General features: G+C 62.8%; 4 protein-coding genes. All 4 read left to right on the top strand.

The features are described from left to right. Positions 1–144 precede the first annotated feature (144 nt). Positions 145–3,546: a non-ribosomal peptide synthetase gene (locus PMI23_RS13235; protein ID WP_007917123.1), complete on the top strand. Its 3,402-nt coding sequence runs from the start codon at positions 145–147 to the stop codon at positions 3,544–3,546. After that, positions 3,543–11,366: a non-ribosomal peptide synthetase gene (locus PMI23_RS13230; protein WP_007917120.1), complete on the top strand. Its 7,824-nt coding sequence runs from the start codon at positions 3,543–3,545 to the stop codon at positions 11,364–11,366. The genes PMI23_RS13235 and PMI23_RS13230 overlap by 4 nt, the downstream gene beginning before the upstream one ends. 13 nt (positions 11,367–11,379) lie before the next feature. Continuing rightward, positions 11,380–23,700 carry a non-ribosomal peptide synthase/polyketide synthase gene (locus tag PMI23_RS13225; RefSeq protein ID WP_007917118.1) on the top strand — a complete coding sequence of 4,107 codons (12,321 nt, stop codon included), beginning with the start codon at positions 11,380–11,382 and terminating at the stop codon, positions 23,698–23,700. A gap of 75 nt (positions 23,701–23,775) precedes the next feature. Then, positions 23,776–24,732: an alpha/beta hydrolase gene (locus PMI23_RS13220; RefSeq protein WP_007917116.1), complete on the top strand. Its 957-nt coding sequence runs from the start codon at positions 23,776–23,778 to the stop codon at positions 24,730–24,732. Positions 24,733–24,801: the final 69 nt, after the last annotated feature.

Genomic DNA, 24,801 nt, shown 5'->3' with positions numbered 1-24,801 from the left:
CCGGTCTCGTACCGGCTTCGGCATTTGTGTGTCTACCGTCGGGCCGCTGTTGCGCCAGCGCGCTAAATCATCGCGTTTGTCATTCGTTCTTGTTGATACGACCGGGTCTCCTGGTCACGCCGCCGATCAGCAAGGACCCCATGCATGAATGCCGCAGACGCCCAGAAACTAGCCCGTCGTTTTATCGAACTGCCACAGGACAAACGCCGTTTGTTCCTCGCCGGTATGGCCCGTGAGGGCATCGATTTTGCGCAGCTGCCCATGACTGCCTGTGACGGGATCGCCGAGCGAGACGGACTTTCGTATGCCCAGCAGCGGATGTGGTTTCTCTGGCAACTGGACCCGCACAGCGCTGCTTACAACTTGCCAATGGCGGTACGTCTTACGGGAGACTTGCAAGCGCAGGCGCTGGAGCAGGCGTTCAGTCAGTTGGCGGCGCGGCACGAGTGCTTGCGCACCACCTTCGGTCAGGATGGTGAGCGCGCGGTTCAGCGCGTCGCTGAACCGCAGCCGTTGAAACTGGCGATCAGCGATCTCAGTGCGGTGCCCGAAGCCCAGCGCTGGCCGCTGGCGCAACAGCACATGATGGCTGAGGCCGGTCAAGCCTTTGATCTGGAGAATGGCCCGCTGCTCAGTCTGCGCCTGTTGCGCCTGGCCGAGCAGGAGCATGTGTTGCTGCTGACCTTGCACCACATCATCGCCGATGGCTGGTCGATGAACATTCTCATCGATGAGTTCATGCGCATCTATGACGCACGGGTGGCGGGGCGCGAGCCGTCGTTGCCTGCGCTCACCGTGCATTACCGCGATTACGCGTTGTGGCAGCGTAGTTGGCTGGAGGCCGGTGAGCGCGAGCGTCAGCTGGATTACTGGCGCACGCAATTGGGCGACGAGCATCCGGTGCTGGAGCTGCCGACCGATCGTGCCTATCCGGCGCAATCCAGTCATCAGGGCGCGCGTCTGGAAACGGTGATCGACGCAGCGCTGCGTCAGGAGCTGAAAAGCCTTGCCCAGCGTCAGGGCGTGACACTGTTTGTGGTGTTGCTGGCCGCGTTCAAAACGTTGCTGCATCGCTACAGCGGCCAGACCGATATTCGCGTTGGCGGGCTGATCGCCAACCGCACCCGCAGCGAAACCGAAGGGCTGATCGGCTTCTTCGTCAACACGCAGATCCTGCGCAGCGAAGTCACCGCGCAAACACGTTTTGCCGATCTGTTGCAGAACCTGCGTCAGGCCGCACTCGGCGCGCAGGTTCATCAGGATCTGCCGTTCGACGCCTTGATCGAAGCCTTGCAACCGGCGCGCAGCCAAAGCCACAACCCGCTGTTCCAGGTGATGTTCAACCACCAGCCGCTGGTGACCGACTTGCAGCACGTGCAACTCGAGTCCGGTTTGCAGGTGGGCTATTTGACGGAAACACAACTGGCCGGCAGCGGTCGCCAACATGCCGCCACCAGCGACCTGATGCTCGACACCCGCGAGGAGGGTGAGCAGTTGTTCGCGGCCTTCACCTACGCCACCGATATTTTTGATGCCGCAACCATCGCCGCGATGGCCGGGCATTGGCGCAACATCCTCGCGTCCGTGTGCCGTGATCCGCAGCAAATCGTCGGCGAAGTCGAACTGCTGGCGGAGACTGAACGTGCACAACTGATTCAAGTCACCAAGGCAGAACCGGTTTTCGCCAGTGTGCAGACCCTGTTCGAAGCGCAGGTGGCGCGCACGCCGCAGGCAGCGGCGGTGATTCTCGCGACCAAGCCGTCGCCGTCACTCAGCTATGCCGAGTTGAACACCCGCAGCAATCGTCTGGCCCATCAGTTGCGCACTCGCGGTGTCGGCCCTGACGTGCTGGTCGGCGTGGCGCTGGGGCGCTCGCTGGAACTGGCAGTGGCATTGCTGGCGGTGCTCAAGGCCGGCGGCGCTTACGTGCCGCTGGATCCGCAGACACCGGCCGAACGTTTGCGCCACGTGCTCGATGACAGTGGCCTGAAACTGCTGCTGACCGATCGCGAAAGCCTCGCCAGCCTGCCGGATCTGGATGACGTCGATTGCCTGTGTCTGGAGCAGTTGGCCGACAGTGATCCTGCCGACAATCTGCCTGTGACGGTCGCCGCGCAAAACCTCGCCTACGTGATCTACACCTCAGGCTCGACCGGCCGCCCGAAAGGCGTCGCGGTCAGTCATGGCGCGTTGAGCGAGTTCATCGCCCGCGCCATCGATTACAGCGACTTGCGCGAAGGCGATCGCGTTTTGCAGTTCGCCACCAGCAGCTTCGACGGCTTCGTCGAGCAGTTTTTCCCGCCGCTGTGTCACGGTGCCGCAGTCGTCCTGCGTGATGCGCGGTTGTGGGACAGCGCGGCGTTGCATCAGGTCATTGTCGAACATGGCATCACCCTGGCTGATCTGCCGGCCGCTTATTGGTATTGGCTGGTGCAGGAATACGCCGCTAATCCACCGGCCGGTTTCGCTGCGCTGCGGCAGATTCACGTCGGCGGCGAGGCGATGGCGGTAGACGGTTTGCGCCTGTGGCAACAGGCCGGTTTGGGCCATGTGCGCTTGCTCAACACCTACGGGCCGACCGAAGCCACGGTGGTTTCGACCATTCACGACTGCACCGCGCTGACGGCCGACGCCGTGTCGTGGCGCGGCATCCCGATCGGCTACGGTCTCGACGCACGCCGCCTGTACGTGCTCGACGATGATTTGAACCTGCTGCCTCAAGGCGCGGTGGGCGAGTTGTACATCGGCGGGCCTGGCCTGGCGCGGGGTTATCACCGTCAGCCGACCCTCAGCGCCGAGCGCTTTATCGCCGACCCGTTCGCCGACGGCCAGCGCCTGTACCGCACCGGCGACCGCGCGCGACTGCGACCTGACGGAGCAGTGGAGTACATCGGCCGGGTCGATCATCAAGTGAAGATTCGCGGTTTCCGCATCGAACTGGGCGAAATCGAATCGCGCCTGCAGCAATGCCCCGGCATCCGCGAGGCGGTGGTGCTGGCAGTTCCGCTAAGCGGTGGTTTGCAACTGGTGGCCTACGTGGTCAGCGATCCGGCGGTGCTGCAAAGTGCAGCGACGCAAACGGCGTTCCGTCAGCAAATCCGCGCGGCGCTGCAAGCCAATCTGCCGGATTACATGGTGCCGGGCCATCTGCTGTTGCTGGCAAACCTGCCGCTGACACCGAGCGGCAAACTCGATCGCAAGGCCTTGCCGGCACCGGATCCGAGTCAACTGCAAGGCGACTATCGCCCGCCGCAAACCGATACCGAACAACAACTGGCGCAAATCTGGGCAGAGGTCCTGCAAGTGGCACGGGTCGGTCTGGATGATCACTTCTTTGAATTGGGCGGCCATTCGCTGCTGGCCGCGCAGGTGATCGCGCGCATCAAAACTCAATTGGGCGTGGTGTTGCCGCTGCGCAGCCTGTTCGAGAAACCGCTGCTGGGTGAACTGGCGGGGGTGCTGGCGCAACTGGCTGACAGTGCAACGAACGACGACTGGTCCGATATGGATCAGTTCATGAATGCTTTGCAAGGAGAAGAAGTATGAGCGGCACCATGGCGGAACGTATCGCGAAGAGGTTCGTCGGCTTGCCGCTGGAACAGCGTCGGCTGTTTCTGGCCAAGCTGCGCGAGGACGGCAAGGACTTCAGCCTGTTGCCGCTGCCGGTCAGTCGGCACGATGTCGCGCCGATTCCGTTGTCGTTCGCTCAGCAGCGTCTGCTGTTTCTCTGGCAACTCGAACCGCAAAGCGCCGCCTACAACATGGCCGCCGGCCTGCGCCTGAACGGGCGTCTGGACGAAGCGGCGCTGCAGCGCTCCTTCGATCACCTGGTGGCGCGCCATGAGGTCCTGCGCACGGTGTTCCAGACTGACGGTGATCAGCCACACCAGGTCATCCTTGATCAGCAACCCCTGGCCGTGGAACGCATTGACCTGACCGGGCTGCCGCCGTCAGAGCGCGAGCAGGCGTTGGCGCAACAGGTGCAGAGCGTCACCGCACGGCCATTCGATTTGCGCCACGGGCCGCTGCTGCGCGCCAGTCTGTTTGCGCTGGCCAACGAAGAGTTCGTGCTGGTGGTGAGCATGCACCACATCGTCTCTGACGGCTGGTCGATGGACGTGATGGTCAAGGAATTCGTCCAGTGCTATCAGGCGTTCAGCCTCGAACGCGAACCGCAATTGCCAGCGCTGGCGCTGCAATACGCCGACTACGCGATCTGGCAACGCCGCTGGCTGGAGGCCGGCGAGGGCGAACGGCAACTCGATTACTGGCGTCAGCAACTGGGTGAAGAACACCCGCTGCTGGAAGTCGCGCCGGACTTTGCCCGGCCACTGACGCAAAGCTTCGAGGGCCAGACCCTGAGTTTTGATTTTGGTGCGCCGCTGTCCCTGCAACTCAACGCCTTTGCCCGTAGCCAGGGCATCAGTCTGTTCATGCTGGTGCTGGCTGGGTTCTCGTTGTTCCTGTCGCGGCAGGCCGGGCAGCGTGACATTCGCGTCGGCGTGCCGAATGCCAACCGTGGCCGTGCTGAAGTCGAAGGGCTGATCGGCTTTTTCGTCAACACTCAGGTGCTGCGATGCGAGGTGGATGAACGCGGCAGTTTCGAGGATTTGCTGGCGCGGGTGCGTGAAGCCGCGTTCGGTGCGCAGGCGCATCAAGAGTTGCCGTTCGAGCAACTGGTGGACGAGTTGGTGGCAGAACGCACCTTGGGCCACAACCCGCTGTTCCAGGCCAAGTTCAACCAGAACGTCGGTATGCAGAAGCAGCGTTCGATGGCGCTGCCCGGGCTGAGCGTGGCCGAGTATCCGCTGGACAAGGATGGCACTCACTTCGATCTGGCGCTGGACATTACCGATGACGGCACGCTGATTCACGGCCAGATGACTTATGCCAGCGACCTCTATCGGGCGGAAACCGTCGAAGCTTTTGTGCCGGCCTTGCTCGGTCTGTTCAGCGAATTGCTGAAAGCGCCGCAAGCGCCGTTGCACAGTGTTGCGCAGATCTCGCCAGCGCCACTCCCGGCACCCGCCGAACCGGCGTTGTCGGTGTTGCAGCACTGGGATCGTGAGGTCGCCCGCCAGCCTGAAGCGCTGGCCGCGCGCGACCTGAATCAGGCTTTGAGTTATCAGGTGCTGGATCAGGCGGCCAATCGGCTGGCCCATCATTTGCGCGCCCAAGGCGTGCGCGATGGGCAGCCGGTGGCGGTGCTGATGGAGCGTTCGCTGGACTGGCTGACTTCGGTGCTGGCGATCTTCAAGGCGGGTGCGGTGTACATGCCGCTGGACGTCAAAGCGCCGGACGCACGTTTGCAGCATATGCTCGGCGCTGCGAAAGCACGGCTGCTGTTGTGCGCCGACGGCGATGCACGCGTGTCCGCGCTGGCGGTCGATGGTTGTCAGGGCATCGCCTTTGCAGCGCAGCAGTGGCAGTCCATGCCGGACACTTGCCCCGCCGTGACGCTGTGCGCGCAATCACCGGCGTATGTGATTCACACCTCCGGTTCCACCGGGCAACCGAAAGGCGTACTGGTCAGCCATGGCGCGCTGGGCAGTTATGTGCGCGGTGTGCTTGAGCGACTGGCGCCGACAGCGGACGCCAGCATGGCGCTGGTCTCGACCATCGCCGCCGACCTTGGTTTTACCGTGCTGTTCGGTGCGCTGTGTTCGGGGCGACTGCTGCATGTCTTGCCGGAAGAATTGGGCTTCGATCCGGACCGGTTTGCCGAGTACATGGCCAGGCATCAAGTGGGCATGCTGAAAATCGTCCCGGGTCATCTGGCCGCGTTGCTGCAGGCCACGCGGGCTGCCGACGTGCTACCGGAACACGCGCTGATCGTCGGCGGTGAAGCATGCTCGCCAGCGCTGGTCGAGCGCGTGCGCGAGCTCAAACCGGGCTGCCGCATCATCAACCACTACGGGCCGAGCGAAACCACGGTGGGCGTACTGGCCCATGAAGTCGGTGATCTGACCCTGACGCGCAGCGTACCGGTCGGTAGCGCACTGGCCGGCGCTCACGTTTACGTGCTCGACGATGTGCTGAACAACGTTGCCGATCAGGTGGCCGGCGAGTTGTACATCGGTGGTGACAGCGTCGCGCTGGGCTACCTGAATCAGCCAGGGCTGACCGCCGAGCGCTTCCTGCCGGATCCGTTCGGCGCGCCGGGTGCGCGGGTGTATCGCAGCGGCGACCGAGTACGCCGCAATCGTCAGCAAACGGTGGAATTCATCGGCCGCGCCGACGACCAAGTCAAGGTGCGCGGTTATCGCGTGGAGCCGGCGGAAGTCGCGCGGGTGTTGCTGGGCCTGGACGGCGTCAGCGAAGCGGCGGTGCTGGCGCTGGCACTGGATGACGACCCGACGCGTCTGCAACTGGTTGCGTGGTGTGTACCAACGGCGGGGCTGACCTTGCAGGCGCAGGCGCTGCGCGAGCAATTGCAGGCGTGCCTGCCGGACTACATGGTTCCCACACAGATTGTGTTACTGGAAACATTGCCGCTGACGGCCAACGGTAAGCTCGACAAACGTGCCTTGCCGGTGCCGGGCGTGGTCACTCAACACTTCGTCGCACCAGTGGGTGAAATCGAAGAAAAACTCGCGGCGATCTGGGCCGACGTGCTCAAACTGGAGCGCGTGGGCAGCACCGACAACTTCTTCGAACTGGGCGGCGACTCGATCCTCAGCCTGCAAATCATCGCTCGCGCCAAACGCCAGGGCATCAAGCTGAGCCCCAAGCAACTGTTCGAAAAACAGACCATCGGCCAACTGGCCGCTGTGGCCAAGCTGATCGAAGCCAAACCCGTCACGGCTGCGGTACCGGCCGCTCGCGGACCGTTGCCATTGCTGCCGATCCAGGCACGGTTCTTCGCAACCGCGATTGCCCAGCGTCAGCACTGGAACCAGTCGGTGATGCTGCAGCCGACCACACCGCTCGACGCCGCGCCTCTGCGCACAGCGCTGGCGGCGCTGATCGAACAGCACGAAGCATTGACGCTGAATTTCCAGGCGTCCGGCGACGTGTGGCAGGCAATGCCGCAGACCCAACGTGATCCGGAGCTGTTGTGGGTACGCGAACTTGCCAGCGTGGACGCTTTGCCGGCACTCGCCGACGACGCCCAGCGCAGTCTCGATCTGCAACAAGGGCGTTTGGTGCGGGCGGTGCTGGTGAACCTGCCGAACGCTGAGCAACGCCTGTTGCTGGTTATTCATCACTTGGTGGTGGATGGCGTGTCGTGGCGCATTCTGCTGGAAGATCTGCAGCACGCTTACACTACGCTGGCGGCGGGCACGCCGCTGGTCTTGCCGGGCAAAAGCAGCTCGCTGCACAGTTGGGCCGAACATCTGCATCGTTACGGGCAGAGCGCAGCGCTGGCCGCTGAGACTGCCTACTGGCGGCAAACCCTGGAGGCGAGCGACGCGCAACTGCCACGCGATTTCCCCCAGGACACCCAGACCCGCGAACAGGCGGGCCGCGCCAGCTCGCGCCTGAGCCAGACACTGACCCACAAACTGCTGAAAGTGGCGCCAGCGGCGTATCGCACGCAGATCAACGACCTGCTGCTGGCGGCCCTGGCGCGGGTGTTGTGTGACTGGAGCGAACAGCCTTCGGTACTGATTCAGCTCGAAGGTCATGGCCGTGAGGACCTGTTCGACGACATCGACCTGAGCCGCACCGTGGGCTGGTTCAGCAGCTTGTTCCCGGTGCGCCTGACACCCGAGGCTACGCCGGGTGCGTCCCTCTGCGCGATCAAGGAGCAATTGCGTGCGGTGCCGGGCAAAGGCATCGGATTTGGTGTGTTGCGTTACCTGAGCCAGTTCGCCGAGTTGCAGGGATTGCCGCAGCCGCGCGTGACCTTCAACTACCTCGGCCAGTTCGACGGCGCGTTCAACGCCGACGCCGGCGCGCTGTTCGTGCCGAGTGGTGAAAGCACCGGCGCCAATCAGGACGCGGCTGCACCGTTGGGTAACTGGCTGAGCGTTGATGGTCAGGTCTATGGCGGTGAGCTGGAATTGACCTGGACCTTCGGCACCGGCATGTATCGCACAGAAACGGTCGAGGCGCTGGCCGAGGCCTATCGTCGCGAGCTGGAGCGTTTGATCGAGCATTGCTGCGACAGTGGCGAGGCGGCTGTGACGCCGTCGGACTTCAGTCTGGCAACACTGACCCAGGCACAGCTGTCGGCGCTGCCGATCCCGGCCCGCGACATCGTCGACCTCTATCCGTTGTCGCCGATGCAGCAGGGCATTCTGTTCCACAGCGTCAACGATCCGGACAGTCCGGCGTACACCAATCAATTGCGCGTCGATGTGCAACAACTCGACGCCGAGCGTTTCCGGCAGGCCTGGCAGCAAACCGTTGATGCCCACGAGATCCTGCGCACGGCATTCGTCTGGCCACAGGATGCCGCCGCGGCGGTGCAAGTGGTTCGTCAGAGTGCTCAGATGCCATGGCGCATGCAGGACTGGCGCGGTCGTGCTGACATCGGTGCGGCGCTGGAGCAACTGGCCAGTGAGGACTTGGCCAGCGGTTTCGACCTGACCGGCGCGCCGCTGTTGCGGGTGACGCTGGTGCGCACGGGTGAGGCTACGCATCACCTGATCTACACCTGCCACCACATCCTCATGGACGGCTGGAGCACCTCGCAGTTGTTCGGCGAAGTGCTGCAGCGTTATGCCGGCCTGACCCCGGCGGTCGGGCAGGGGCGTTATCGCGATTACATCGAATGGCTGGGTCAGCGTGATCAGCAGGCCAGTCGTGATTTCTGGACGACGGCCCTCGCTGATCTTGATGAGCCGACGCGTCTGGCCGGTGTCTTGTCCATCGGCCAGCACGCGGCCCGCGGGTACGCCGATCACGAGCATGTATTCAGCGAAACCTTGACGGCGGACTTGAACCGCTTCGCCCGCGAGCAGAAAGTCACCCTCAACACCTTGGTGCAAGCGGCGTGGCTGGTGCTGTTGCAGCGTTATACCGGGCAGGACCATGTGGCATTCGGCGCCACCGTCGCCGGGCGTCCGACGGATTTGCCGGGCGTCGAGCAGCAGATCGGTCTGTTCATCAACACCTTGCCGGTGGTCGCGGCGCCGTCCGCCGAGATCGTCGTCGGCCAGTGGCTGCAACAGGTGCAAGACGTCAATCTGGCCCTGCGCGAGCACGAACACACGCCGCTCTACGACATTCAGCGTTGGGCCGGTGCGGGTAACGGTGCGTTGTTCGACAGCATTCTGGTGTTCGAAAACTACCCGATGGCCGAAGCGCTGCAACAGGGCCCGGCCACGGGGCTGACGTTCTCGGCGATTCGTCGTCAGGAACAGACCAACTACCCGTTGACGCTGGTGGCGGTGACCGGGCGTGAACTGAGCCTGGGGATCAGTTACGACCGGGCCAGTTTCGATGCGGCCGCAATCAGCGGTTTGAGCGCGCAACTGCAGAGCCTGCTGACGCAGTTCCTCGCCGATGCCTCTCAGCCGTTGGGTGCGCTGCAATTGCTCGCCGAACCACAGCGTCAACAGGCCATCGCTTGGGGCAAGGCCGACGTTACGGCAACGGACGCGCGCACAGTGCTGGAACATCTCGCTGCGCAGGTGCAGCGTCAGCCACAAGCACATGCGGTGCTGTTCGCCGAGCAACGGCTCGATTATCAGAGCCTCGATACCCGGGCCAATCGCCTGGCGCACCAGCTACAAACACTGGGCGTCGGGTCGGAGGTGCGGGTCGGGGTGTGCATGCGCCGCACGCCGGACATGCTCGTGGCGCTGTTGGCGATCCTCAAGGCGGGTGGCGCCTATGTGCCGCTGGATCCGGACTATCCACAGGAACGCTTGTTGCACATGCTCGACGACAGCCGCGCCGCCGTGCTGATCACCGAGCCGGCCGCACTGGCGCTGTTGCCTGAGACGTTGAGCGCGCAGGTGCTGTTGGTGGAAGAGGGCGCGTTGAGCGCGTTCCCGACAACGGCACCGCTGGTGAATGTCACTGCACAGAATCTGGCGTACGTCATCTACACCTCCGGCTCCACCGGCAAACCGAAAGGCGTGGCCATCACCCATGGCAACCTGTCGGCGTTGATTCAATGGTCGGCCGGGGTCTATCACGAAGAACAACTGCGCGGTGTGCTGGCCTCGACGTCGATCTGCTTCGACCTGTCGGTCTGGGAAATCTTTGTCACCCTGGCCTGCGGTGGTTGCCTGGTGCTGGCGGACAATGCGCTGGCGCTGGCCGATTTGCCGGCCCGCGAACAGGTCACGCTGATCAACACGGTGCCGTCGGCGATTGCCGCGCTGCAACGGGCCGGGCAGATTCCGCATTCGGTGGCGACCATCAATCTGGCCGGCGAACCGCTCAAGCAAAGCCTGGTCGACACGCTGTACGCGAGCACGTCGGTGCAGTTGGTCTACGACCTCTACGGGCCGTCGGAGGACACCACCTATTCGACCTTCACCCTGCGCACACTCCAGGGCCAGGCGAGCATCGGCCGACCGTTGCCGAACACCGTGGCCTATCTGCTCGACAGCCAGTTGCAAGTACTGCCGAGTGGCGTGCCTGCCGAGTTGTACCTGGGCGGTGCCGGTGTCACCCGGGGTTATCTGCTGCGCGCGGCACTGACCGCCGAGCGCTTTGTGCCGAATCCGTACGCCAGCAACGGCGAGCGCCTGTACCGCACCGGCGATCTGGTACGCCAGGGCAGCGATGACAACATCGAGTACATCGGCCGGGCCGACCATCAGGTGAAGATTCGCGGCTTCCGTATCGAACTCAGCGAAATCGAAGCGCGGCTGCTGGAGCAGGACGAGATCCGCGAAGCTGTGGTGCTCGCGCAAGACGGTGCCGCCGGTAAACACCTGCACGCCTACGTGGTGGCGCAGGCAGTGGTCGATCAAACGGTGTGGGTGGAACGCTTGCGCAGTGCACTGGCCAGTCGCTTGCCAGCGCACATGGTGCCGGGCCACGTGCACCTGATCGACGCCATCCCGCTGACCCCCAACGGCAAGCTCGATCGCAAGGCACTGATGGCCTTGGGCGACGGCCCGACGCAGCAGCATTACCAACCGCCGCAAAGCGATTTGCAGTGGGAAGTGGCGACGATCTGGCAGGAAGTGCTGGAGGTTGAGCAAGTGGGCCTCGCGGACAACTTCTTCCAGCTTGGCGGGCACTCGTTGCTGGCGACGCTGGTGGTGACCCGGATCAAGGAGCGTCTGGGCGACAAGGTGCCGCTCAAAGAGCTGTTCGAAACCGACACCCTCAATGCGTTCTGTGCGCGAATCGAGGCCTTGCGCGTCGAAATGTCGCCCGTTCAGGATGAATTGGCTAAATCCCTGGAGGCCCTCAAACGTCTATCCCTCGATGATCTGGAAAAACTGATTTCTTGAGAGGGAAAAACGCGTGCAAGAGTTAATCGAGTCGGTAGGACAACTTTCGGCTAAGCAAAGAAAGGCTCTGGCGGTTCTGCTCAAGCAGAAAGGCGTCAACCTCTTTGACATTGCCCCGGTTTTCAAGCGCACGGCTGAGGAGCCGTTGCTGCTGTCCTACGCTCAGCAGCGCCAGTGGTTTCTCTGGCAGTGGGCGCCGCACAGTGCGGCCTACAACATTCCGACGGCCCTGCGTTTGCAGGGCCCGCTGGATGTCAGCGCGCTGGAGCGCAGTGTTCAGGCGCTGATCGAACGACACGAAACCTTGCGCACGGTGTTCTCTCAGGAAACCGCGCAACCCTTGCAAGTGGTCCTGCCCGCAGGACCCTTTGCACTGGAGACTCATCAACTGAGCGCTGAACTGACCAACGACGCGGATGCTTCGATCCAGGCGTTCGTGCAGACCCAGAGCCAGAAAACGTTCGACCTGCAGCACGGCCCGCTCTTGCGCGCAGCGCTGCTGCAAGTCACCCCCAATGACCATGTGCTGGTGCTGACCCTGCACCACATCGTCTCCGATGGCTGGTCGCTGCAAGTGATGATCGAGGAACTGGTGCAGCTCTACGCCGGTTTCAACCTCGGTCACGATGCCGGTCTGCCGGCCTTGCCGATTCAATACGCCGACTACGCCTTGTGGCAACGGCAGTGGATGGAGGCCGGTGAGCAGGAGCGGCAACTGGCTTACTGGCAAGAGAAACTCGGCGGCGAACAACCGGTACTCGAACTGCCGATGGATCGCCCGCGCTCCATCGAGCAAAGCTTCGCCGGCGCCAGCCACAACCTGATTCTCGACCCGGCGCTGAGCCACGCGCTCAAGGCCTTCGCCCGGCAAGAAAACGTCACCCTGTTCGTGGTCTTGCTGGCCTCGTTCCAGGCCCTGTTGCACCGTTATAGCGGTCAGGCCGACATCCGCGTCGGCGTGCCGAATGCCAACCGTGGCCGGGTGGAGATCGAGCGGCTGATCGGCTTCTTCGTCAACACTCAGGTGCTCAAGGCCGACATCGACGGGCAGATGTCCTTTGTCGATCTGCTGCGTCAGGTCAAACAGACCGCGCAGCAAGCGCAGGCCCATCAGGACTTGCCCTTCGAGCAACTGGTCGAAGCGCTGGAACCGGGCCGCAGCCTCAGTCACAGTCCGCTGTTCCAGGTGATGTTCAACCATCAGGCCGAGCGCCGCGCGAGTGTCGAAACCCGTTTGAATGGCCTGAACATCGAGCCGCTGGAATGGCAGAGCCAGACCGCGCAGTTCGACCTGACCCTCAACACCACCGAACAGGCCCATGGCATCGAAGCCGTGCTCAAGTACGCCACGGATCTGTTCGACGCGGTGACCATCGAGCGTCTGGCGCAACACTGGAACGCGTTGTTGCAGGCCATCGTCGCCGAGCCGACGCAACGTATCGGCCAGTTGCCGATGCTCGATGCCGGTCAGCAGCAACAATTGCTGGCGCAGTGGAATCCTCAGCGGGTCGAGCAACTGCTTGAGCAGTGCATTCACCAAGCCATTGAAGCGCAGGCCGAGCGTGATCCCGACGCGGTCGCCGTGACGTATGACGGGCAACGCCTGACCTACGCCGAACTCAATCGTCGCGCCAACCAGTGGGCGCATGCGTTGATCGCCCGTGGCGTCGGCCCGGATGTGCGTGTTGGCGTGGCGGTCGAGCGTTCGCTGGACATGATTGTCGCCATCCTTGCCGTGCTCAAGGCCGGTGGCGCTTATGTGCCGCTGGATCCGGGTTATCCGGATGATCGCTTGAGCTACATGATCGAGGACAGCGGCATCGAGCTGCTGTTGACCCAAGGCCATCTGCTCGCGCAACTGCCGGTGCCGTCGGGGCTGGCGTGCCTCGATCTGGATCAGGCGCCAGAACACCGCATTGAAACCAATCCGCTGTGCCTGACCACGCCGGACAGCCTGGCGTACGTCATCTACACCTCCGGCTCCACCGGCAAACCGAAAGGCGCATTGCTGCCGCACGGCAACGTCATGCGGCTGTTCAGTGCCACCGAGCACTGGTTCGATTTCGGCCCGCAGGACAGCTGGACGCTGTTCCACTCCTACGCCTTCGACTTCTCGGTCTGGGAGATTTTCGGCGCGCTGCTGTATGGCGGCAAACTGGTGGTGGTGCCGCATGACATCAGCCGTTCTCCGGAAGATTTCTACACCCTGCTGTGCGATGAAAATGTCACCGTGCTGAACCAGACGCCATCGGCGTTCAAGCCATTGATGCAGGTCGCCAGCGAGTCGACGCGCAGCAACTCATTGCGCTACGTGGTGTTTGGTGGCGAGGCGCTGGAAGTGCAGAGCCTGCGCCCGTGGTTCGAGCGTTTCGGCGACCGCGCGCCAACGCTGATCAATATGTACGGCATCACCGAAACCACCGTGCACGTGACGTACCGACCGTTGTCGATGGCTGATCTTGAGCAAAGCCACAGCAGCCCGATCGGCGAGCCGATTGTCGACTTGTCGTGGTACTTGCTCGACAGCTCGCTGAATCTGGTGCCGCAAGGCTGCATCGGTGAGTTGTACATCGCCGGTGCCGGTCTGGCCCGGGGCTACCTGAATCAGGCCGGCATGACCGCCACGCGATTCGTTCCCGATCCGTTCAATCCGCAGGCCGGCGAGCGCCTGTATCGCACCGGCGACCTGGCGCGGCTACGCGGCGATGGCGTGATCGAGTACATCGGGCGGATCGACCATCAGGTGAAGATTCGTGGTTTCCGTATCGAGCTGGGCGAAATCGAAGCGCAACTGCTCAAGCACCCTGAGGTGCGCGAAGCGGTGGTGCTGGCGGTCGACGGTATCAGCGGCCAGCAACTGGCGACGTGGATCGTCGCGAAAGAACAACTGGACGGCGAAGGGCAGGGTGCACTGCGCGATTCGATCAAGGCACATTTGCGCGAGACCCTGCCGGACTACATGGTCCCGGTCAGTTGGGCGTTCCTTGAGCGTCTGCCGCTGACGGCCAACGGCAAGCTCGATCGCAAGCAACTGCCGCATCCGGAAGTTGCGCAGGTACAGGAAGTGTATGCCGCGCCGCGCAACCCACTGGAACAGCGTCTGGCCGAGATCTGGCAGGACGTGCTGAAGGTCGAGCGTGTCGGGCTCAACGACAACTTCTTCGAGCTGGGCGGTGACTCGATCATTTCGATTCAGGTGGTCAGCCGCGCCCGTCATGCGGGCATTCGCTTCACCCCCAAAGACATCTTCCAGCACCAGACCGTGCAACGTCTGGCGACTGTCGCGCAACAGAGCGACGCGGTGCAGATGCAGCAGGGCGAAGTGCTCGGCGACGCGCTGCTGACACCGATCCAGCATTACTTTTTCAATAGCGACATCCCGGCGCGGCATCACTGGAACCAGTCGATCCTGTTGACCCCGGCTACCACGCTGCAAGCGGCGCCACTGGAGCAGGCGCTGTTGCACCTGCAACGCCACCACGACGCCCTGCGCCTGCGCTACTGCCAGACTAACGACGGCTGGCAGCAGAGCCACGCGCCTGCGGATCAGGCGCACGCCTTGCTGCGCACGGTCACACTGGACGACAGCGCCGCATTGCCCGCGCTTTGCCAGGAGTTGCAGCGCAGTCTGGATTTGCTCGATGGCCCGTTGATTCGCGCAGCATTGGTTGACTTGCCGGACGCCAGCCAGCGTCTGTTGCTGGTGATTCATCACCTGGTGGTCGATGGCGTGTCGTGGCGGATCCTGCTGGAGGATTTGCAAACGACCTATCAACAGCTGAGCAGCGGTCAGGCTGTGCGTCTGCCGGCCAAGACCAGCGCGTTCAAGGATTGGGGCAAGCGTCTGCAGGAGCATGCCCGCAGTGCCGAGCTGGAAAGCGAACTGGATTACTGGCGCGGGCAGCTGCGCGATGTGTCGGTCGAACTGCCGCTGGACAATCCGCAGGGCCAGTTGAGCAACCGTTTCGAACGCAGCGTCGATACGCGTCTCGACGCCGAACGCACCCGTCAGTTGCTGCAACAGGCGCCGGCGGTTTATCGCACCCAGGTCAACGACCTGCTGCTGACCGCGCTGGCCCGCGTGCTGTGCCAATGGACCAACACCGACAGCGCACTGGTGCAGCTTGAGGGGCATGGTCGGGAAGACCTGTTCGATGACGTCGACCTGAGCCGCACGGTGGGTTGGTTCACCAGCATGTTCCCGGTGCGCCTGACCCCGGACGCGAGTCTCGAAACCTCGATCAAAGGCATCAAGGAGCAACTGCGCGCGATCCCGCACAAAGGCATCGGCTATGGCTTGCTGCGTTATCTGGGCAGCGCCGAGTCGCAAGCCGCATTGAACGATCTCGCACATCCGAAAGTGACGTTCAACTACCTTGGCCAGTTCGACAACAACTTCGACGAAGGCGCCCTGTGGGTGCCGGCTACCGAAGACAAGGGCGCCGGCCAGGACGAAAACGCGCCGATGGCCAACTGGCTGACCATCGATGGCCGGGTCTATCAGGGCCAACTGAGCCTGACCTGGACTTACAGTGGCGATGTCTTCGAAGAGTCCACCATCAACGCTTTGGCCCGTGCTTATGAAGTGGCGCTGAGCGAGTTGATCGACCATTGCCTGAGCCATCCAAGCGGTGGTTTGACGCCGTCGGATGTGCCGTTGGCCGGGTTGTCCCAGGCGCACCTGGACAGCTTGCCGATCGCCGCCCAACGCATCGAGGACATCTATCCGCTGGCGCCGATGCAACAAGGCATTCTGTTCCACAGCCTGTACGACGCCGATGCCAGCGCCTACGTCTATCAGATGCTGCTGGATATCGACGGCCTCGACGTGGCGCGTTTCCAGCAGGCCTGGCAGCGCGTGGTGGATCGCCATGAAGTGCTGCGCGCCGGTTTTATCTGGGGCCGCGATGGTCTTGATGCGCCGCTGCAAGTGATCAATCGCCAGTTGATCCTGGAAATGCCCGAAGTCGATGTGCGCGGTGTGGCGGACTTGCCGGCCGTGCTTGAGGCGCGGGCGCAGGCTGATCGCGAGCGCGGTTTCGATCTGCAGAATCCGCCGCTGCTGCGTCTGTGCCTGCTGCGCACGGCTGATGATCGCCATCGGCTGATTTTCACCTGCCACCACATCCTCATGGATGGCTGGAGCAACTCGCGGATGTTCGGCGAGGTGTTGCAGGATTACGCAGGTCAACCGGTGCCGGGCGCGCAGGGTCGTTACCGTGATTTCCTGGTCTGGCTGCAAGGTCAGGACAAAGCCGCCTCACAGGATTTCTGGCGCGGACAGCTGGCCGCACTGGAGGAACCGACCCGACTGGCCTCGGCTTGCCACGGGCGTACCGTGCCGGGGCCGGGCAAACAGATGCATCGCCTGCATTTTGACCAAGCCTTCACTCAGCGCCTGAACGGTTTCTCCCGTCAGCAGCAAGTGACCCTCAACAGCCTGGTACAAGCCGCATGGCTATTGGTGTTGCAGCGCTACACCGGCCAGGCCACTGTGGCCTTTGGTGCCACGGTGTCCGGGCGTCCGGTGGATCTGCCGGGCATCGAGCAGCAATTGGGCCTGTTCATCAACACCTTGCCAGTAATCGCCAGCCCGCAGGCCACGCTCAGCGTCGGCGACTGGGTGCGCAGCGTGCAGGACAAAAACCTGTTGCTGCGCGACTACGAGCAGACGCCGTTGCAGGACATCCAGCGTCTGGCTCAGTTGAGTGGCGAAGCGCTGTTCGACACCTTGCTGGTGTTTGAAAACTATCCGGTGTCCGAAGCGCTGGAAGCCAACCCGGGCGGTCTGCGTTTTGGCGGACTGGAGCACCGCGAGCAAACCAACTACGGTCTGACCCTGATCGCCGGGGCCAGCGACGTCTTGAACCTGGACTTCAACTACCTCACCGAGCACTTTGCCGAACGCAGCGTGCTGAGTCTGGCAGGGCATCTGGAAGAAGTGCTGCGTCAGTTCATTGAGGCGCCACAGCGTCTGCTCGGTGAGATCGGTCTGCTGCCACTCGCCGAACGCCAGACCCTGGCGCAAAGGAACGCCAATCAGGCTGCGTATCCGGCGGAACGACTGATCCCGCAGAGTTTTGAGCTTCGCGTCGCGGCGCATCCGCAGGCACTGGCTCTGAGTCATGCGGGCGTCGCCCTGAGCTATGCCGAACTCAATCAACGCGCCAACCAACTGGCCCATCATCTGCTGGCGCTGGGTGTCGGTGCGGAAATCCGCGTGGGCGTGGCGATGCCGCGTTCGGCGGAACTGGTGATCGCCCTGATGGCGGTGCTCAAGGCCGGTGGCACCTATGTGCCGCTGGACCCGGATTACCCGGCAGATCGCGTGGCCTACATGCTCGACGACAGTCAGGCGAAAGTCTTGCTGACGCAGCAATCGCTGCTGGCGCAACTGCCGCAGACCGATGCGCAGGTGGTGCTGGTCGAGGCGGGTGGTGCGGCGTTTGCCGAGCAGCCTGCGGATAATCTTCCGGCGCGCGCTGATTCGGCCAATCTGGCCTACGTGATCTATACCTCGGGTTCCACCGGCAAACCGAAAGGTGTTGCCATCGCCCACCGCAACGTACAGGCGCTGATTCACTGGTCTGCCGAGGTCTACAGCGAAGACGATCTGCACGGTGTGCTGGCGTCGACGTCGGTGTGCTTCGACCTGTCGGTGTGGGAGATTTTCGTCACCCTCGCACGCGGCGGCTCGATCGTCATGGCGCGCAATGCCCTGGAGCTGCCGGACTTGCCGGAGCGCGATCAGGTGCGCCTGATCAACACCGTGCCGTCGGCGATTGCCGCGCTGCAACGCACCGGGCAAATTCCGCCGGGCGTGCGCATCATCAACCTCGCCGGTGAGCCGTTGAAGCAGAGCCTGGTCGACACGCTCTGCCGCGAGACGGCGGTGGCGCATGTCTACGACCTGTACGGGCCGTCGGAAGACACCACCTATTCGACCTGCACCCGCCGCGAACTTGGTGGTCAGGCGAACATCGGCCGGCCGCTGGTCAACACCACGGCGTACCTGCTCGATGAGCAATTGCAGCAAGCACCGATTGGCGTGGCGGCCGAGTTGTATCTGGCCGGCGATGGCATCACCCGTGGCTACCTGTTCCGCCCGGGCCTGACCGCCGAACGTTTCGTGCCCAATCCATTCTCGAGCAGTGGCGAGCGCATGTACCGCACCGGCGACCTGACTCGCTTCACGGAGGACGGCCGAATCGAATACGTCGGGCGTATCGATCATCAGGTCAAGGTGCGCGGTTTCCGTATCGAGCTGGGTGAAATCGAAGCGCGTCTGCTCGCTCAGGACAATGTGCGCGAAGGTGTGGTGTTGGCGGTGGATGGCCACAGTGGCCAGCAACTGGTCGCGTATGTGGTGCCAAGTGACAGCAGCCTCAGCCTCGAACAACTCGACGGCTTGAGTGAAGCATTGCAGACCGCGCTGAAGGCGCATCTGCCGGACTACATGGTGCCGGCGCAGTGGCTGTTCCTCGAACAGTTGCCGCTGACCCCCAACGGTAAACTCGACCGCAAGGCCTTGCCGACACCGGACGTCAGCCAGTCGCAGCGTGAATACGTCGCGCCGTCGACGCCGCTGGAGCAGCAACTGGCCGAGGTCTGGCAGGACATCCTGAAGATCGAGCGGGTCGGCGTGACCGATAACTACTTTGCGCTGGGCGGCGACTCGATCATCTCGATTCAACTGGTCAGCCGCGCGCGTCAGCAGGGGATTGGCTTCACCCCCAAAGACCTGTTCCAGCAGCAGACCGTGCAGAAGCTGGCTGCAGTGGTCTCACTCGAGCACTCGACTGGCGAGGCGCCTGCGGATTATCCGTTGGCCGAACTGGATCAGGCGCAGCTCGATGCGTTGCCAGTGCCGGCGGACATGATCGAGGATGTCTACCCGCTGTCGCCGATGCAGGAAGGCATGCTCTTCCACACCCTGTCGGATAACGGCAGCAGCCTGTACGTGCAGCAGGTCAGCCTGCCGATCAAGGGCCTGGATGTGGAACGCTTCCGCCAGGCGTGGGAATTCGTCATCGCCCGTCAGGCGATTCTGCGCACCAGTTTCCATTGGCAGGATGGCCTGGCCAAACCGTTGCAGGTGGTGCATCGCCATGCGCCGTTGCAAATGCAGGTGCTCGATTGGCGTGGTCAGGAGACCAGTGAGGAGCGGATTGCCGCGTTTGCCAGCGATGACCGCGCGCTCGGTTTCAATCTGGCCGATGCGCGTTTGTTGCGGGTGACCCTGCTGCGCCTGAGCGACGATCAGTACCAGATGATCTGGACCAGCCACCACATTCTCATGGACGGCTGGAGCAGTTCGCGGCTGTTCGGTGAGGTCCTGCAGTATTACGCCAAGGGCGAAATCATCGGCGAGAACGGTCGTTACCGCGACTTCATCGCCTGGCTGCAGGCACAGGATCAGGACGCCCAGGAGTTGTTCTGGAAGGCGCGCCTGGCGGTGGTCAGCGAGCCGACGGCACTGAGCCAGGCGATGCACCCGCGCCACAGCGCCGATGTTGCCGGTCACGATGCGATCTATTCGAACTGGGACACAGCGCAGACCGCGCGGCTGTTGCAGTTCTGCCGCGACCTGCGCATCACCCCCAACACGCTGATTCAGGGCGCATGGTTGCTGCTGTTGCAACGCTACACCGGGCAGCAGACGGTGACCTTTGGCGCCACGGTGTCGGGGCGTCCGGAAAGTCTGGCGAATGTCGGCAACATGCTCGGTCTGTTCATCAATACCTTGCCGATCATTCAGACGCCGCAAGCCGATCAGCGTCTGGCTGACTGGCTGGGCGAAGTGCAGGCCTACAACCTCGACATTCGCGATTACTCCCAGGCGCCGCTGGCCGATGTACAGCGCTGGTCCAGCCTCGGTGGTCAGGCGTTGTTCGATAGCATTGTGGTGTTCGAAAACTTCCCGATCGACGACCGCCTACAGGAAGAAAACGACACTGACCTGACCTTCGGCAAATCCATCGGCCACGGTGTGACCAACGTGCCGATGGACCTCGCGGTGATGCTCGGTGACGAGTTATCGATCGAATACCTGTATTTGCGCAGCCACTTCAGCGCCGAGGCCGTCGTCGGTATTCGCCAGACCATGGAAAATACCCTCGCCGCGATGCTGGCGGCGCCGTACGAGCGCCTCGGTAATTTGCAGCGCTTGAGCGGTGAGCAATGGCAAGCGGCGCAGGTCTGGAGTGCTGAACCGGCGCATACCCATCAAGCGGCGCTGTTGCCGGAATTGATCAGCCGTCACGCGCAACAACAGCCGCAGGCTATTGCTCTGCAATGTGCCGGGATGAACCTGACCTACGCCGAACTCGAGCAACGCGCCAACCGACTGGCGCACTGCCTGATCGAACACGGCGCCGGTCCGGAAGTGGTGATCGGCGTGGCCTTGCCGCGCTCGCTGGAAATGGTCGTGAGCTTCCTCGCCGTGCTCAAGAGCGGTGCGGCGTATGTGCCGCTGGACATCGAGTATCCGCCGGAGCGTCTGGCGTACATGATCGAAGATTCGGGCATGGCCCTGTTGTTGACCCAGAGCAGCCTGCGAGCGACCTTGCCGGCGCCGCAAGGTCTGCTGCGCCTGGAAATCGATCACCTCGATGAAAGCCGTTATGCCGACCACGCCCCCGATTGCCGGGTGCAGGAACAGGGCCTGGCGTATCTGGTTTACACCTCGGGTTCCACCGGTCGACCGAAAGGCGTCGCGGTGACGCAAGGCCCGCTGAGCATGCACTGTCAGGCCATCGCCGAGTTGTACGAAATGGACGCCAGCAGTTGCGAACTGCACTTCATGTCGTTCGCCTTCGACGGTGCCCATGAGCGCTGGTTGAGCACCTTGTACAGCGGCGGTCGTCTGGTGATTCGCGACGGTTGCCTGTGGACACCGGAGCAGACCTATCAGGCGCTGCATGATTACGGCATCACCATTGCCTGCTTCCCGCCGGCCTATCTCAAGCAGCTGGCCGAGTACGCCGCGGCCAGCGGTATCGCGCCGCCACCAGTGCGCATCTACTGCTTCGGCGGTGATGCGGTGCCGGATCAGACCTTCGAGCAGGTCAAGGCTGCGCTGCGTCCGCAGTACTTCACCAACGGCTACGGGCCGACCGAAACCGTGGTCACGCCGATGCTCTGGAAAGTCCCGGTCAGCCAGCATTGCGAAGCCGCGTATGCGCCGATCGGCCGTGCGGTGGGCGCACGCTCGCTGTACGTGCTGGACGAGGATATGAACCCGCTGCCGCCAGGCTTTGCCGGCGAGTTGTACATCGGCGGCTATGGCGTCGCCCGGGGTTATCACGGCCGTCCGGAGCTGACTTGCGAGCGCTTCGTGCCCAACCCGTTCGCGGCGGGTGAACGCCTGTATCGCAGCGGCGACCTGGTGCGTTTGCGTGCCGACGGTGTGGTCGATTACGTCGGCCGTATCGACCATCAGGTCAAGGTCCGCGGCTTCCGCATCGAACTGGGCGAAGTCGAGGCCAGTCTGCGCCAGTTGCCGTCGGTCACCGACGCACTGGTGATCGCCCGCGACAATGCTTCCGGCAAGCAACTGATCGGTTATGTGGTCACTGCGACCGGCGAAGACATTGGCGATGAACTCAAGGCGGGTCTGCGCACCTCGTTGCCGGAATACATGGTGCCGGCGCAGATCGTTTGCCTGAACGCTTTCCCGGTAACGCCTAACGGCAAGCTGGATCGCAAGGCGCTGCCGGAACCGGAATTCAAAACCGAAGAATACGCCGCCCCGCGCAATGAGCAGGAAAGCCTGCTCGCGGACATCTGGGCGCAGGTGCTGCAAGTCGAACAAGTGGGCATCAGCGATAATTTCTTTGAACTGGGCGGCGACTCGATTCTGAGTTTGCAGGTGATCTCCCGCGTCAGAAACCATCCGACGTTGCAGATGGATCTCAAGCTGCGCGACCTGATGCGTTATCAAACCATCGCCGGCATCGTCGAGCAGGAAGCGGCGAAGGAGGGCACGCCAAAACCGCAGGCGGACGTCACGCACGTCGCCGCCGAGGGTTTGTTCAATCTTCTGCCGATTCAGGAGTGGTTCTTTGCCGAAGGCATGGCCGAGGCGCATCACTACAACCAGTCATTGCTGTTGAGTGCGCGCCAGCCGCTGGACCTCGATGCACTGGAGCAGGCACTGGGCTGGATCGAGCAACATCACGACTCGCTGCGCCTGCGGTTCTCCCACGAAGGCGGGCGCTGGTTGCAGCGTTACTGTGACCTCAGTGAACAGGGCGAAGCGTTGCTCTGGCGCCGCGAGGCGGACAACAGCGAACAGGTCGAAGCCTTGGCCAACCTCGCCCAGCGCAGCCTGAAACTCGACGACGGGCCGGTCTGGCGGGTGATGCATGTTGCCTTGCCGGATGGCCAGGCGCGCCTGCTGGTGGTGATTCACCACTTGGTGGTCGACACCGTGTCGTGGCGAATTCTGCTCGACGATTTGAAAGTGGCATACGAGGCCTGCGTGCAGGGGCTCGAACCGAAACTGCCGATTCGCACCAGCAGTTACCGATCGTTCGCCGAGGCCTTGCAGGCGCAGGCGCCGGTGATTGCCGAGCAGGAACTGGCGTACTGGCGGGAGCAACTGGATCAGCCGGGTGTCGACCTGCCTTGCGACAACCTGCGTGGCAAAAACCTCGTGCGTCAGCAGGCACAGGCGCGACTGAAACTGTCTCGCGAGCACACTGAACAACTGCTCAAACAGGCTCCGGCGGTATACGGCACGCAGATCAACGACCTGCTGTTGTCGGCGCTCAGTCGTGCCCTGTGCCGCTGGAGTCAACAACCGTCGGCGCTGATTCTGCTCGAAGGCCATGGTCGTGAAGACCTGTTCGAGTCCATCGACCTGAGCCGCAGCCTGGGCTGGTTCACCAGCATGTTCCCGGTGCGTTTGCGCCCCGACAGCGACGACATCGGCCAGTCGATCGTCAATGTGCAGGCACAGTTGGCAGCGGTACCGCAGAAGGGCATCGGCTATGGCGTATTGCGTCATCTGGCTGGGGCTGAGGTGGCGCGGCAACTGGCCGAACTGCCGCAAGCACGGGTCACGTTCAACTACCTGGGGCAGTTTGATCAGAGTTTCGACGAGCAGGCACTGCTGGTGCCAGCGCTGGAAGAAACCGGCGACAACTACAGCCTGAAAGCCAATCTGGGCAACTGGCTGGAAATTGTCGGCCAGGTCTATGACGGTCGGTTGGCCTTGCGTTGCATCTACAGCAGCCAGCGTTATCGCGCCGGCACGATGGATGCCTTGATGGACGATTTCCAGCGTGAGCTGGAGGCGTTGGTCGAGCATTGCATGGCACGCGTGGGCTGATCGCCACGCGCTCAGTCATCTCCGGGGGCGCTGCCGAGGTGCGCCCCTTTTTTTGCCGATACAAGGATTTTAGCGATGTCGTTACACCCTGATCTGGAAGCCTTTCTCGACCTGGCCCAAGACAGCCAGGACGCCGGCCTGCCGGCCATGCACCAAATGACCCCGAGCGAAGCCCGCGCGACTTTCGAGCAGACCACTGCGCAATTGCGCTGGCCGGCGCCGCAAGACCTGATGGTCAGCGAAATCGACACGTCGGCACGTGATGGTGCGCCGTTGGCACTGCGTCTGTATCACCCCAATGCTGGGGCCTCGCCGATGCCGGTGCTGGTGTATTTCCATGGTGGTGGTTTTGTTGTCGGCAGCCTCGATTCGCACGACGGTGTGTGCCGCGAGTTTTGCCAGCGCACGCCGTGTGCGGTGTTGTCGGTCGGCTATCGACTGGCCCCGGAGCATCGTTTTCCAACGGCACTGGAGGATGGCGAAGACGCTTTGTCATGGTTGGCGGAAAACGCCGTAAGTCTTGGCCTTGATGCCTCGCGCGTGGCGTTTGGTGGCGACAGCGCCGGTGCCACGTTGGCCACGGTGCTGGCGCTGCAGGCGGTGGTGCAACCGCACACTGTGGCCATCGCACCCAAGGCACAGTTGTTGTGCTATCCGGTGACCGATGCATCGCGCGTGCACGATTCGCGGTTGTTGTTCAGTGAGGGTTATCTGTTGGAGAACGATACGCTTGACTGGTTTTATCAGCATTACGCTCGCAGTCCGCAAGACTATCTGGATTGGCGCTTTTCGCCGTTGTTGGCGGAGGATCTGCGCGGTGTGGCGCCGGCGATTGTGTTGTTGGCGGGCTTCGATCCATTGTTTGATGAGGGGCAGGCTTATGCTGACAAACTGCGTGGGCAGGGGGTGAGTGTCGAGGTTGAGCACTGTCCGGGGCTGACGCATGATTTGCTGCGGATGGCTTCGGTGATGCCTGATGTTTTGCGGGTGCATGAACGCCTGAGCCGGGCGTTGGCGGGGGTGTTGGGGTAATCATTTTCTTGGTTGGTTTTGGGGGCATATCCGTTGCTGCGGTAACGGCTGATTAGGGTTCCGCCCTTA

It is taken from the genome of Pseudomonas sp. GM24 (assembly GCF_000282235.1).
GTDB lineage: Bacteria > Pseudomonadota > Gammaproteobacteria > Pseudomonadales > Pseudomonadaceae > Aquipseudomonas.
Note: the sequence above shows the minus strand (reverse complement) of the source record. Positions and strands in the feature narration are given on the sequence as shown.